This window comes from Campylobacter concisus (assembly GCF_002092855.1).
GTDB lineage: Bacteria > Campylobacterota > Campylobacteria > Campylobacterales > Campylobacteraceae > Campylobacter_A > Campylobacter_A concisus_AI.
Window position 1 is genome coordinate 112,425 of record NZ_LVLC01000001.1, and the last position, 13,361, is coordinate 125,785.

General features: G+C 36.5%; 12 protein-coding genes. 3 read left to right on the forward strand and 9 right to left on the reverse strand.

The window, feature by feature from the left end; all coding sequences use genetic code 11:
- Positions 1-45 precede the first annotated feature (45 nt).
- Genes A3223_RS00530 through A3223_RS00555 form a run of 6 tightly spaced genes read right to left on the reverse strand, consistent with a single transcriptional unit; the run spans position 46 to position 4,942 of the window.
- Positions 46-720, reverse strand: coding sequence for a lysophospholipid acyltransferase family protein (locus tag A3223_RS00530; RefSeq protein ID WP_257639246.1), 675 nt, complete (start codon positions 718-720; stop codon positions 46-48).
- On the reverse strand, positions 701-1,996 hold the full coding sequence (locus A3223_RS00535; protein ID WP_084107918.1) for an SH3 domain-containing protein: 1,296 nt from the start codon (positions 1,994-1,996) through the stop codon (positions 701-703). The genes A3223_RS00530 and A3223_RS00535 overlap by 20 nt, the downstream gene beginning before the upstream one ends.
- Positions 1,990-2,655, reverse strand: coding sequence for a phosphoribosylformylglycinamidine synthase I (purQ, locus tag A3223_RS00540; protein WP_084107919.1), 666 nt, complete (start codon positions 2,653-2,655; stop codon positions 1,990-1,992). Before purQ ends, A3223_RS00535 begins: the two co-directional genes overlap by 7 nt.
- Positions 2,652-2,888: a phosphoribosylformylglycinamidine synthase subunit PurS gene (gene purS, locus A3223_RS00545; RefSeq protein ID WP_021091323.1), complete on the reverse strand. Its 237-nt coding sequence runs from the start codon at positions 2,886-2,888 to the stop codon at positions 2,652-2,654. The genes purQ and purS overlap by 4 nt, the downstream gene beginning before the upstream one ends.
- Before the next feature lie 8 nt (positions 2,889-2,896).
- Entirely contained in the window at positions 2,897-3,607 is a 711-nt protein-coding gene (purC, locus tag A3223_RS00550; protein ID WP_021091373.1) for a phosphoribosylaminoimidazolesuccinocarboxamide synthase, read from the reverse strand.
- Positions 3,608-3,625: 18 nt separating this feature from the next.
- Entirely contained in the window at positions 3,626-4,942 is a 1,317-nt protein-coding gene (locus A3223_RS00555) for a S41 family peptidase (protein ID WP_374057431.1), read from the reverse strand.
- A 207-nt stretch (positions 4,943-5,149) separates the two neighbouring features.
- Here A3223_RS00555 and A3223_RS00560 point away from each other — a divergent pair, with 207 nt between their 5' ends.
- A complete protein-coding gene (locus A3223_RS00560; protein ID WP_084107921.1) occupies positions 5,150-7,723 on the forward strand; it encodes an ATP-dependent Clp protease ATP-binding subunit in 2,574 nt (857 codons plus the stop codon).
- 104 nt (positions 7,724-7,827) lie between these two features.
- On the opposite strand, the gene A3223_RS00565 is transcribed toward A3223_RS00560, so the two are convergent.
- A complete protein-coding gene (locus A3223_RS00565; RefSeq protein WP_084107922.1) occupies positions 7,828-9,366 on the reverse strand; it encodes an inorganic phosphate transporter in 1,539 nt (512 codons plus the stop codon).
- A 130-nt stretch (positions 9,367-9,496) separates the two neighbouring features.
- On the opposite strand from A3223_RS00565, the gene A3223_RS00570 reads away from it, so the two are divergent.
- Together A3223_RS00570 and A3223_RS00575 are read left to right on the forward strand one after the other, a co-directional pair.
- Complete coding sequence (locus A3223_RS00570) at positions 9,497-10,399, forward strand: Ppx/GppA phosphatase family protein (protein ID WP_084107923.1); 903 nt, start codon at positions 9,497-9,499, stop codon at positions 10,397-10,399.
- A gap of 30 nt (positions 10,400-10,429) precedes the next feature.
- A complete protein-coding gene (locus tag A3223_RS00575) occupies positions 10,430-10,861 on the forward strand; it encodes a GatB/YqeY domain-containing protein (protein ID WP_072594244.1) in 432 nt (143 codons plus the stop codon).
- 716 nt (positions 10,862-11,577) lie between these two features.
- Here A3223_RS00575 and A3223_RS00580 read toward each other — a convergent pair.
- Together A3223_RS00580 and A3223_RS00585 are read right to left on the reverse strand one after the other, a co-directional pair.
- Complete coding sequence (locus A3223_RS00580; RefSeq protein WP_084107924.1) at positions 11,578-12,009, reverse strand: flagellar protein; 432 nt, start codon at positions 12,007-12,009, stop codon at positions 11,578-11,580.
- Positions 12,010-12,013: 4 nt separating this feature from the next.
- Positions 12,014-13,360, reverse strand: a complete 1,347-nt coding sequence (locus A3223_RS00585; protein ID WP_084107925.1) for a TolC family protein — start codon at positions 13,358-13,360, stop codon at positions 12,014-12,016.
- Position 13,361: the final 1 nt, after the last annotated feature.

The window sequence follows — 13,361 nt, forward strand, 5'->3', positions numbered from 1 at the left end:
GATAATGATATAGAGTAGGAGCTTTGTAAATTTGCAAAGCCAAATTTATTTTCTATTTTCGTCTAGGACTTTTTGCATATTCTCTCTAGTTGCCTCTAGCCAGTTTTCTTTTGAAGTATCGACTAGATCAAGGCAAAAGAGCTTGATATCTGCTTTTTTAAAGCTAAATTCTTTTACTTTCATAGCATCGCTTCCTACTATAACGATAGGTTGAACTTTTAAATTTAGCTTTTCAACTAACATCTTTGCACCACCTTTAAAAGGCAAAAGCTTATTAGTTTGAGATCTAGTTCCTTCAGGGAATATCGCTAAAACGCGGCCATTTTCAACTCTATCTTTTGCTTCGCTTAAAAGCTTTATTAACGAGTGTTTATTTTCACGTTCAACCGCTATCATTTTTGGCAAGCTTAAAATTTTACCAATTATAGGAATTTTGCCGATCTGCGCCTTTGCGATCCAGCATACATTTTTTGGGTGAAGCTCTTCGATGACGATGATATCAAGCATGCTTTGGTGGTTTATGAGCAAGATATTTGCTTCATCACTAAAATTGCCTATCACTTCAAGTTTATATCCACCAAAAAACCTTTGCGATCTTCCCCAAAATTTTCTTATGGCTCTATTTTTGTCATTAAATAGCCACATAAAAAAGACGACAAGAATAACGCTGATAATAAACTCAATAGCAAAAAATAAAGCTCTAATTTTTGACAAGATTATCCTTTTTTACCCAGCCAATCTTACCATCAGCAAATAAAATTTTTGAGTAGTCACCTTTTGTGTCTAAAATTTCTACATTTTCATTTTTACGGGATGTGTAAAAGATGGTTGAGTTTTTTGTAGGCAAGATCGAAACGCTAATATCTGGTTTTAGAACAGCCTTACCAAAAGGGTTGTAGGTGTAAATTCCAAGTGCTATAAAAACGGCTGCTACGAAAAAGTAGCTAAGCCTTCTGCGCCAAATAGCTAATAATAAAAAAATTACCACACAAGAGTAGATCGTGACATCTTTATAGGTGCTAAACTCACTTTGTTTTGGATTTAGTCCGATTTGTGTGCTGACATCGTCATCTTCGACACTCACTGGTAAAGAAAAGCTTTCAAATTTAGCCTTTTTTAGGTTGTAGTAGTTAAAGTCAAGCGATTTTTTGTTTGGCTTAAATACTGCAAAATAATATGCGCTTTGTGAGTTAAAGTCGCCATTTATCGTATCTACGCCTTGCTTTAAGATTGTCTTATTTTCTATATTAAAAGCACTTAGATCTACGTTGTTACCATAAATTTCTACAACCATGATATTGTTTATATCATCAAATTTTGTTGTCTTAAATTTCTTAACTTCAAGATTATCAGCCACGATATGGTTGTAGTTCTCATCACTTCTAAGCTCTTTTAGCTTTGGTAAAAAGATATTTATACTTGAGCTTTGATAGTTTTCGCCATTTCTTTTTAGATCCAAGCCAACTTTTAAAGTCTTTGCATCAATGCTTGTTGCCTCAAGATAAAAAGTACCTACATATTTGTTGTCTTCGCTTTTTACCCATTGAAAATTTTTCTTATTTAGCCATTTGATATTTGTTTCATCAAGCTGTGTCTCAAACTCAAACTCAAAGTCATTTTGTGTATCAGCCACTATCTCAACACTAAAAATTTCTCCTATAACAACATTTTTTGGTACATTTGTGGCTTTTAAAAGAAGCTCTTTTACTTTGATCTTGTCATATACTTGATTGTCTGGAACACTAATATCTGGCTCGTTTGTTGGCACGATGTTTCGCATCTGCTCTGGAGTGATACGCTCTGGCTGTGGTGACACAAATTTTCTTGAAAAATCTTGTTCTTTTGGCGGTTTTTGAGTTTTTGGATTTGAAGTAGGGCTATTTACAAATTTATCCTCCCTAGCTTCGTCCATCATGTCAAAAACGCTTACTTCATCGGTATTTACAGCAAATAAATTTAGTACGAGTAGGGAAATAAAAAGAAAATGTTTTACCAAACTAGGCCTTTTAGCATCTTCATACCATCATCTGTACCTAAAATTTTCTCACAAGCACGCTCAGGATGAGGCATAAGGCCAAATATTCTTTTGCTTTCATCACAGATTCCAGCTATATTGTCGACTGAGCCGTTTGGATTTATTTCGTTACCTTTAGCATCACAGTATTTTAGTAGCACTTGATCGTTGTCGTAAAGGCCTTTTAGAGTGTTTTCATCAGTGTAATAGTTGCCCTCGCCATGAGCAATAGGGATATTAACCACTTCATTTTTGGCTAAATTTGCTAAGAATTTATTGTTATTTGAGATTACCTTTAGGTGGTGGTATTTTGAGACGAAATTTAAATTTTCATTTCTTCTCATCGCACCCTTTAAGAGTCCAAGCTCAAGCAGCATCTGAAAACCATTGCAAATTCCTAAGATATAGCCGCCTTTTTTTGCATGCTCTTTTACAGCTTGCATAGCTGGACTAAATTTAGCTATCGCAGCTGTTCTTAGATAATCTCCATAGCTAAAACCACCAGGTAAAACGACTAGATCAGCATCTATTTTATCTTCTTTGTGCCAAATGATCTGTGTTTGGCATCCAAGTAATTTAAATGCGTGAGCTGTATCTTCTTCGCAGTTTGTGCCAGGAAAAAGTATTATCGCTACTTTCATAGCACGATCTCATAGTCTTCGATGACGGTATTTGCTAAAAGCTCTTCACACATCACTTTTAGTTGCTCATTCGCTTTAGCTTTATCACTCTCATCGATATCTAAAACGATTTGTTTGCCTATTCTGACATTTGATACACCGCTAAATCCGAGAGAATTTAAAGCATGCTCCACTGCTTTGCCAGCAGGGTCAAGGACCCCACTTCTTAATGCTATATTTACAACAGCTTTCATCTTTGTCCTTACGATAAAATTCTTCTTAAAACTTCTTCATAAGCGACTTTTACGCTACCAAGATCTTGCCTAAATCTATCTTTGTCAAGTTTTTCATTGGTTTTAGCATCCCAGAATCTACAACTATCAGGGCTTATTTCATCAGCTAGAATGATATTGCCATCTTTGTCGATACCAAATTCTATTTTAAAATCAACTAGTTTTAGATCTCTTTCGGCAAAAAATTTAAATAATATAGAGTTGATCTCTCTTGCTGTGTGTCTTAGAGTTTGAAGATCTTTTTCACTCTTTACTAATCCCATAATTATACAGTGCTCATCGGTTACTAATGGATCGTGCAAATCATCATTTTTGTAGTAGAACTCAACAAGAGTAAAAGGTAAAACCGTGCCTTCTTTTATGCCAAGTCTTTTGCTTAGTGAGCCAGTTGCGATATTTCTAACAACAACTTCAAGAGGTATGATCTCACATTTTTTGACTACTTGCTCAGTGTCGCTAATAGTCTCAACTAAGTCAGTCACGATGCCTTTACTCTCCAAAAGCTTAAAAAGCTGTGTTGAAATTTTATTATTTAATGCGCCTTTACCAGCTTCGTTGCCTCTTTTTTGAGCATCAAATGCTGTTAGATCGTCTTTAAATTCAGCCACAAGCAGATTTGCATCATCTGTGGCATACATTTTTTTACCTTTTCCCTCGTAAATAAGCTCTCTTTTTTGCATGGAGATCTCCTTCTAAATTTATTGTTTTATTTTTAAAATTTTGATCGTATCAATTGCTGTTTTTAATTGAATATCTTCATCAACTTTTTTTTGCGTGATTATCTTTTTATCATCTTTTGCTTCAGTTTTATTGCCCTCGCTTGTAGGATTTATCTTGTTTAGCTCGCTTTTTAGGTGTGCTTTTAACTCGTTCTCTTTGATACTAAATGCACTATCGTCGCTTTGTGGCACTTTGCCAGGATGCACGACTACATCAGGTGTTACGCCAACTGCTTGGATAGTTCTGCCACTTGGCAAGTAGTATCTTGCAATAGTTAGCCTTAATGCTTCTGTATCGTCTATTGGAAGGATTACTTGAACGCTTCCTTTGCCAAAGGTATTTTCGCCAATTATTACAGCACGTTTATGATCTTGAAGTGAGCCGCTTACGATCTCGCTAGCACTAGCACTTCCGCCATTTACTAGTGTAACAAGCGGTAGTTTTGAAAGAGTTTTACTCGCACTTGCTTTATACTCTACATTTTCAGATGCGTCGCGACCTTTTTGAGAGACGATGACGCCGTTATCTACAAAAAGATCAACTAGATCAACAGCTTGATTTAAAAGTCCGCCAGGATTGTTTCTAAGATCAAGTATGATGCCACTTGCTTTTGGATATTCTTTGATCGCATCTTTTACCTTTGTAACAACATTTTTATCAAAATTTGTAACACGTACGTAAAGAATGTTGTCATTTTCTATCATTTTTGCATAGACAGACTCAACCTTTATAAGATCTCTTATGATCTTTACATCAAATGGTTTTTGCTCACCTTTTCGCAAAATTGTGATAGTTATTGGAGTTTTTGGCTTACCGCGCATTTTATTTACAGCTTCATCTATCGTTGTGCCGATAGTCGAGTTACCATCTATTCTTAAGATGATATCGCCCGATTTTATACCTGCTTTATCAGCTGGGGTATCTTCTATCGGTGAGATAACGGTTAGTGCGCTATCTTTCATGCCAACTGTTATGCCAAGGCCACCAAATTCTCCGCTTGTTTGCACCTGCATATCTTTGTAGGCTTTTTCATTTAAAAAACTTGAGTGAGCGTCTAAATTTTGCATTAAACCAGCGATAGCTTTATCGATGATCTCTTTAAATTTAATGTCATCAACATAGTATTTTTCAACGGTTGAAATTGTTTTTGTAAGCTTTGAAAGTGCTTCAAGCTTCGCACTTGCTTCGTCTTCACCCTTTGCAAAAAGTGCATTCACTGCTACGCTTGAGATAAGCAAGGCACCTGTAATTTTTAGTGCAAAAAATCTACTAAATTTATTCAAAATTTCTCCTATAATTTTTGGCTCAATTCTATTAGCTTTTGGCTAAAAAAAGTATAAATTTAAGCTTATATTTTTGCTTTTGGATAGTTTTTGATACAAATTTATAACAGCAAATTTTAGCAATTAAATAAAAAGAGTGACAAGCATTATAAAAATACTTGACAATATAAGACTAAAGTTATATAATGGCAACCATATAAAATAATCCAAGGAGATTTAATGGCTGATATAACAGAAAATTTAACAGCTCAGATGCAAGAAACTCTTGAAAAAGGTATTAGTTTAGCGATATTTTCTAAAAATCCGCAAGTTGTTCCGCTTCATATTTTTTGGGCTTTGCTTGCAGATAGTAATTCTATTTTAAACCAAGTGTTTAATAAAATGAATGTAAGTAAAGATGCTGTCGAGCTTGAAGTAAAAAGTAAAATTTCTTCACTTCCAAGCAGCTCAAACGTTACAAAAGATAACGTTTCAGTTTCAAGAGAGCTTATAAATTCTCTTGAAAATGCAAAAGCGTTGATGGTAAGCATGGGAGATAGCTACATAGCTGTTGATACATGGATCATCTCATCTCTTGAGCTTAGTGAGATCAAACAAATTTTAAGCAAATTTTGCGACATCTTAGAGATCAAAAAGAATCTTGAGAGCATAAGAGGCGGTAAAAAGATAGATAGCCAAACTGGCGATGATACTCTTGATAGCTTAGAGAAATTTGGTATCGATCTGACGCAAAAAGCGCTAAATAAAGAGCTTGATCCAGTCATCGGCCGTGATGAAGAGATCACTAGAATGATGCAAATCTTAATAAGAAAGAGCAAAAACAACCCTATCTTGCTCGGTGAGCCAGGCGTTGGTAAGACAGCCATCGTTGAGGGCTTGGCTCAAAAGATAGTGGCTCGTGATGTGCCAACAAGCCTTGCAAACAAGCGTGTCATCGCGCTTGATATGAGTGCAGTTGTAGCTGGTGCAAAGTATAGAGGTGAGTTTGAAGATAGGCTAAAAGCTGTCATCGACGAGGTAAAAAAAGCTGGTAACATCATACTTTTTATAGATGAGATTCACACCATAGTAGGAGCTGGTGCGAGCGAGGGCGGAATGGACGCTGCAAATATCCTAAAACCAGCTCTTGCACGTGGCGAGCTTCATGCTGTTGGTGCTACGACATTAAAAGAGTATAGAAAATACTTTGAAAAAGATGCAGCACTTCAAAGGCGTTTTCAACCAATAGACGTTAAAGAGCCAAGCGTAAATGAGGCGCTTCAAATTTTACGTGGTATAAAAGAGCGTCTTGAAGTTCACCATGGTATCACAATAACAGATAGTGCACTAGTTGCCGCTGCAAGGCTAAGTGATCGCTACATCGCAAACCGCTTCTTGCCAGATAAGGCGATAGATCTTATAGATGAGGCAGCAGCTGAGCTTAAGATGCAAATAGAAAGCGAACCATATGAGCTTTCAAAGATAAAACGCGAGATCGTAACGCTTCAAGTAGAAAAAGAAGCTCTAAAGATGGAGGATGCGGATAAAAATAAAGAAAGACTTGGCGAGATCGAAAAAGAGATAGCTGACCTAAACGAGAAAAAGCTAGCGCTTGATACTAAATTTGAAAACGAAAAGGCCGTTTTTGGCGGAATTTCAAAAGCAACAAAAGAGATCGATAGCCTAAAATCACAAGCTGAGATAGCAAAAAGAAATGGCGATCTTCAAAAGGCTGCCGAGATAGAATACGGCAAGATAGCTGACGCTAAAAAGCACAAACACGAGCTTGAAGAAAAATGGGAGAGCATGAAAAAAGAGGGCGTGCTTCTTAAAAATCAAGTCGATGAAGAGCTTGTAGCTGAAATTTTGAGCAAATGGACTGGAATTTCAGTCAAGAAGATGCTAACAAGCGAAAAAGAGAAATATCTGCGCATCGAAGAGCATCTAAGAGAGAGCGTTGTCGGTCAAGATGACGCACTACACGCACTTGCACGTGCTGTTAAGAGAAACAAAGCTGGTCTAAATGATGGTCAAAGGCCGATCGGTTCATTTTTATTTCTTGGGCCAACAGGCGTTGGTAAGACTCAGTCTGCTAAGGCTTTGGCTAAATTTTTATTTGACGATGAAAAGGCGCTTATCCGCTTTGATATGAGCGAATATATGGAAAAACATAGCGTGAGCAGACTTCTTGGTGCGCCTCCAGGATATGTAGGCTACGATGAAGGCGGTCAGCTAACAGAGGCAGTTCGCAGAAGACCTTACTCGGTCATACTTTTTGACGAGGTTGAAAAGGCTCACAAAGATGTATTTAACATACTTTTGGGAATTTTAGATGACGGACGTGCGACTGATAATAAAGGTGTAACGGTTGATTTTAAAAACACTATCATTATTTTAACTTCAAACATTGCTTCAAATTTCATCATGGAGCTAAAGGGCGAAGATCGTGATGTGGCTGTTAAAAACGAGCTTAAAAACTACTTTAAACCTGAGTTTTTAAATAGGCTTGATGATACTATTATTTTTAATCCTCTAAACGAGCAAGGTCTAATCTCTATCGTTGAGATCATGTTTAAAGAGCTTGAAAAAACCCTTCATAACCGCGGTATCAAGGCAATTTTAAGCGAAGAGGCTAAGAAATTTATCGCAAAAGCTGGCTTTGACATAGTTTATGGCGCAAGGCCTCTTAGAAGAGCGCTTTATGAGCTGGTTGAAGACAAGATCGCTGATATGATCTTAAAAGATGATCTTGAAAGTGGCGATGAGATCACCATTGATAGCGATGCTGAGAAGATCATCATTAAGAAAAAATAACTTCAAATTTACTTGGCAGGTTGAATCAACTTGCCAAGCTTTCATATAAAATTTATACAAAAAATATCTAAAAAATAGGGCGGTTTAGCTATTTAAAAATATAACTAAACGCCTAGTAATTTAGCAAGGGCAAAATAAAATATAGCTGATGAGATAGCAGCTGCTGGAAGCGTGATGAGCCAAGCTAGGATAATAGGTCTTACCATTTTCCAGTTTGCATTTTTATTTACGATGCCGATGCCTAAAACTGCGCCTATTAGGATATGCGTCGAGCTTACTGGTATACCAAGCTTTGTAGCTAAAAGGATGACTATACTTGAGGCAAGCTCAGCGCTAAAGCCAGTTGTCGGCAAAATTTCGGCTAGTTTTGAGCCGATAGTGGTGATCACCTCTTTGCCTAAAAACCAAAGTCCAACGACAAGCGAAATTCCAAAGGTTACCATTGCGATGCTTGGGATCGGCGAGCTTTCGTTTATAGAGCCAGTCTTTAGCACATCAAGCACGGCTGCAAAAGGTCCAACTGCGTTAGCGATGTCGTTTGCACCATGTGAAAATGCAAAAGATGAAGCGGTAAAAATTTGAAACCATGAGAAAATTCTATTGATGCTCTTTTCACTATCGTTTTTACTCATGACGTTTATGATAGCAAGGCTTGCAAGATATGCTAGAGCTCCGATGACGAAGATGATCCAGACTGTTTGGATGATGCTAAAGGCTAAATTTATATGCTCAAGCCCTTTAAAAAGCATCATTGATGAGATGACCATTGCGGCAAATCCAGCGATGATCGGGATATGCTTTTTCATTGCCTTAAAAGTATCTATCTCTTTTTCGCTATCTTTCATGATGCGAATTTTTGAGCGATACTCGCTGTATTCAGTGGTTTCGATCTCGTCCTCGTCGATAACTGCGATCTTTGAAAGAGTAGCTATTTGCTCCTCAGCCGGCTTTGTTTTTAGTGCTTTTACAAAGCTTTCTTTATATGCTTTTCTCTCAGCCTTTAGAGCTTTTAGATTCATTTTAAGTTCATGTGTTGGCTCAATAATCTTACTTTTTACGTAACCAAATATAATGTAAGACATCACGCCGCCAAGCAGTGGTGAGATGACCCAACTAACGGCGATCCTGCCGATCTCACCCCAAGAGACCATATTAAATGGTTCTGGATCTTTTATCATAAAACCCATAGCAAGTCCTGCGCCAACGATGCCGCCAACGATCGAGTGAGTGGTCGAGACTGGTAGACCTTTTTTAGACGCATAAAAGAGCCAAAGCCCAGAGCTAAGAAGGGCTGAGATCATGATAATGACAAATTTCATCGGGTTTAGATCGCTTGGAAATTTCACGATCTCGTTTCTAATCGTATTAGTAACTTCTGATCCTGCAAATATAGCACCGCTAAGCTCAAAAATGGCTGCGATGATGAGAGCTTGCTTAAGCGTAAGAGTCTTAGCGCCAACACTTGTGCCAAAGCTGTTTGCAACGTCATTTCCACCGATATTAAACGCCATAAAAAGACCAAACATGCCAGCGATCAAGAATAAAAAGTAGTTATTTGTCGGGATGTATTGATAGCCCCAAACGAAAAATCCAACGCTACAAATTGCAAAAATAACAAATGCCAATAAGTTATCTCGAAGCAATCAAGCCCCCTTATAAGGTTTTTGATAGGGATTATATCTTGAAAAATATTAAAGTTTTTAGAATTTTTCAACTTTAAATGATACTAAATTATCATATGTTAGAATCTGCAAAAATTTTTAAGGATAAATTTTGGTTATAGCGATCGATCTTGGCTCAAACACATTTCGTGTAGCACTTGTCAAAAAAGAGGAAAATGGCTTTAGTAACGAGCAAATTTATGAAAATATAGTAGGAGCTGCTAGAGGGCTAAATGAAAGTGGCAAGATAGCAGATGAGTCCAAAAATAGGCTCTTTGAAGCGATAACAGAGGCTAAAAGTAAATTTGACTTTGATAAATTTAAATGCGCAGCAGTCGCGACTGAGGCTTTTAGGGTAGCGTCAAATAGCGGGAAAATTTTTAGCGAGATAAGAGAGAAATTTGGCATAAATTTTCATATCATTAGCGGTAAAGCAGAAGCAAAGCTTACATTTTTGGGTGTTCAAAATGCTTTTAAAAAGCTTGGAATCAATGAAAATTTTAGCGTCATTGACATCGGTGGAGCAAGCTCAGAGATCGGTGAAGATGGAAATTTTATGAGTTTTAAATTTGGCATTATTACATTTTTTGAGAAATTTAAAACACTTGATTTAATGCAAGAAAATGCAAGAATTTATACAAAAGATGCAAGAGAATTTTTAAATAGCTTAAAAAATAAATTTATCGTGCTGACTTCTGGTGTACCAACCACTATCGCAGCGTTACGACTTGGACTTAACTACGAGAATTATGATCCAAAAAAAGTAAGCGGATTTGAGCTTAGAGATGATGATCTTGTTTGGTTTATGGATGAGCTTTTAAAGATGGACGACAAGAGTGCTGACGCAGCGGTTGGAAGAAGTAGAAAATATCCACTCATCGCTGGAACGCTGCTTTTAAGGGAACTTTTAAGCGAGCAAGAAGCAAAATTTTTAGTTATCGATGATGGGCTTAGAGAGGGTGTTGGAGTGGCTTATTTAAAAGGCATATTTCAAGAAATTATCACAAAATTTTAGTTAATATTTCAAAAATTTAAAGGAGAGGAAATGAGTATAAGAGAGCAAATTTTAGCTGATATAAAAGAGGCTATGAAAGCAAAAGATGAGTTTAAAAGAGATACTTTAAGAACGCTAAATGCAGCACTTAAGCAAGTTGAAGTAGATCAAAGGATCGAAATGACTGATGAAGTGGTACTTCCACTACTTCAAAAAGAGATCAAAAAGAGGGCTGACTCAGTTGAGCTTTATATAAAAGGCGCTAGGGAGGATTTGGCTAAAAAAGAGCAGGGTGAGATTGAGCTTATTAAGGCATATTTGCCAGCACAACTAAGTGATGAAGAGCTTAAAGAGAAAATAAAAAAGATTATTGAAAGAGCTGGCAAAAATTTAGGCGCTGTAATGAAAATGGCAAAAGATGAGATCGGAGCAAGTGCTGAAGCAAAACGCATAAGTATGATCGCAAAAGAGCTTTTGGCTTAAAATCTACAATCTTATAAAACTTCTAATTTTGAAAACTTACTTCTAAATGTTGTAAGTTTTCAAAAAATCAAATACGACTTTCATTTTAAAAAGATAATTTTAAAAGCATAATACTTATATGAATATGTTAAAAGGTAAAATACAAGCTTTTTTATATATTTGTATTGAAAACTATAATTTTCAAATTATTATTTTAATTTTTTATTTTTTCTTTTATATGAATTTAAATATTGATTTATAGGCTTATTTTGGATTTTATCTTTTGTATGATTTTAATTTATCCATTAAATTTGACATAAAAATATTTGTAAGAAAATTAGTTAAATTTTACACTTTTCAAAATTTGATCTACCCTATTTTGAAAATGTGATCAAGAGCTATCTTTGGGGTTTGTGGTTCTTGCTTTTAAACGCAGAGCACCGATCTTGCAAAAGCAGTTGATAAATGTTAAGTATAACGCTCGCTCAAGCTGGCGTTTTTGGATGTAAATTTAATCCAAAGCGATTTTTTTATAAAAAGCTAATAAGGCGATCTTGTGCGTTAAATTTTGAAGCAAAGAGTTAAATTTGATATCAGCGCAACTATAAAACCAAAATTTGCGTTAAATTTTAAAGTTAAGCGATCTTGAGTGATAAATTTAAGAGCTAGTAGTTAAATTTACTATGAAAACATGCCTGAAAACTATTTAAACTATTTTTCAAGCTAAAGTGCGTGAGTTAAATTTTATCCTCAAAAAGCACGCCATCATCAAACGAGAGAAATTCCACTACTCTTTTTGGCTTTCCGACGGTTTTTATGCTTATATCGGCTAGGCGCACTATTTTTATGATCTGCATTTTATCTGCCGTCCATTCGGAAAAAGCTAGAAATTTAGAGTCCTCTGAAAACAAAAAGCAAGCAGTCGCCCTTTCGCTAAGTAAAATTTGAAGCGCATCGTCATCTTTAACTAAATTTTGATCAAAATTTGATAGTCTTTTTTCGTGGTTTGAAGGCTCATTTTTTAATTTTAGACAGTGCTTGCTATTTATAAAAAGTCGTAGCTCGCCAAGGGTTGGAGCGCCCATAGCGACCTCACAGCCTTCAAATTTGGCGCTAAATTTGCAATCACTGCTACACGCATTTGCCTCATAGTCCCAAGCCGAGCTCATAAATTTACCTATTAAATTTGCCTGCCATGGCTTTGTAGATATTTAGCTCGTCTTGTAAAAGCGTGTATTTTGCTTTTAATAGCCCTATTTTAGCCTCTAGCTCGCTGTTTTTAGCCTCCAAAAACTGCTTTAGCTCGACTTTGCCGTAGGAGTATTTTAGCTCGTAAATTTTTGAAATTTCCTCATAGTTTTTTATCTGCTCTTGGTAGTTTGTAAGTAGCGCTTCGTCGGATAAATAGCCTTTGTAAAATGCGTCTATCTCGTTTAATGCGCTATTTAGAGTGCTTATGTAGTTTAGCTTTGCAAGCTCGAAATTTGCCTCGCTAACTTTTAAATTTGACTTTAGCTTGTGGTAGTTTAAAAATGGTAAATTTAGAGCGATGTTGCCATTTAGAAATTTAAGGTTAAAGGCTTCATCTTTTTTGTCGGTGCTACTTTTGAGGCTAGCTCCTAGCGTGATGCTTGGATAAAACTCTTTTTGACTAGCTTTATAGTTTAAGATACCCTCTTCTATGCGGAAAATGGCCGCTCTTAGATCAGGTCGGTTTGCTATAGCGCTTGTTGGCACATTTAGATCAACGCCCGCTCTTTTAACGGGACTTAGCGTGAGACCTTCAAATTTAAGCTCAAATTCTGGCCTCTCATTTAGTAAAATCCTAAGCGTTTTTTTAGCACTCACAAGCTCCTTTTTGGCACTTTCTATCTTATTTTGAGCGCTCAAAAGCTGTGAGTTCATCTGTTTTAGACTTAGCGCCTCCTCTTTGCCAAGCTTAAATTTAAGCCCAACTATCTCATTTAGCTTGTTATAAATTTCTAAAATTTGCTCATAAGTTTTGATACTCTCGTTTAGATATAAAATTTGAAAATAAACGTCTGTCACGGAGTTTATCACGCTTAGTTTGCTAGCCTCCAGATCAAATTTAGTAGCTCTAGCTTCAAACATCGCTGCATCTTTGCTATTTGCTAGCTTTTGCCAAAGGTCAAGCTCGTAGCTAAGCCCTATGCTTGAGCCAAAATTTCTGCTAGAAGCACCACCCTCTTTTATATTTTTGTTGCTTGATACCTCGATGCCAGCATTAAAGCTTGGGATGAGATTTGCTTCTAAAACGCCAGCTTGAGCGAGTGCTTTATTTACATTTATTGCCGCTTTTGCAAGATCGGTGTTGTTTTTAAGCGCAAGCTCTACAAGCTCATCAAGGTAGCTTTGCTCATACTGCTTCCACCAAGAAGTGTCTAAATTTAGCTCACCACTGGCGTTATCTTCAAGTAAAATGTGCTTGTAGTTTTCATCTATATTTTTAACAGCGCAGCCGCTTAAAACGAGCACTAAAGCTAGGCTTAGAAATTTCATA

What these genes read in the sequence shown, in the direction of transcription:
- purQ (WP_084107919.1), bottom strand. Translation starts at nt 2,655, where the DNA reads ATGAAAGTAGCGATAATACTTTTTCCTGGCACAAACTGCGAAGAAGAT.
- purS (WP_021091323.1), bottom strand. Translation starts at nt 2,888, where the DNA reads ATGAAAGCTGTTGTAAATATAGCATTAAGAAGTGGGGTCCTTGACCCT.
- purC (WP_021091373.1), bottom strand. Translation starts at nt 3,607, where the DNA reads ATGCAAAAAAGAGAGCTTATTTACGAGGGAAAAGGTAAAAAAATGTAT.
- A3223_RS00560 (WP_084107921.1), top strand. Translation starts at nt 5,150, where the DNA reads ATGGCTGATATAACAGAAAATTTAACAGCTCAGATGCAAGAAACTCTT.
- A3223_RS00575 (WP_072594244.1), top strand. Translation starts at nt 10,430, where the DNA reads ATGAGTATAAGAGAGCAAATTTTAGCTGATATAAAAGAGGCTATGAAA.
- A3223_RS00580 (WP_084107924.1), bottom strand. Translation starts at nt 12,009, where the DNA reads ATGAGCTCGGCTTGGGACTATGAGGCAAATGCGTGTAGCAGTGATTGC.
- A3223_RS00585 (WP_084107925.1), bottom strand. Translation starts at nt 13,360, where the DNA reads ATGAAATTTCTAAGCCTAGCTTTAGTGCTCGTTTTAAGCGGCTGCGCT.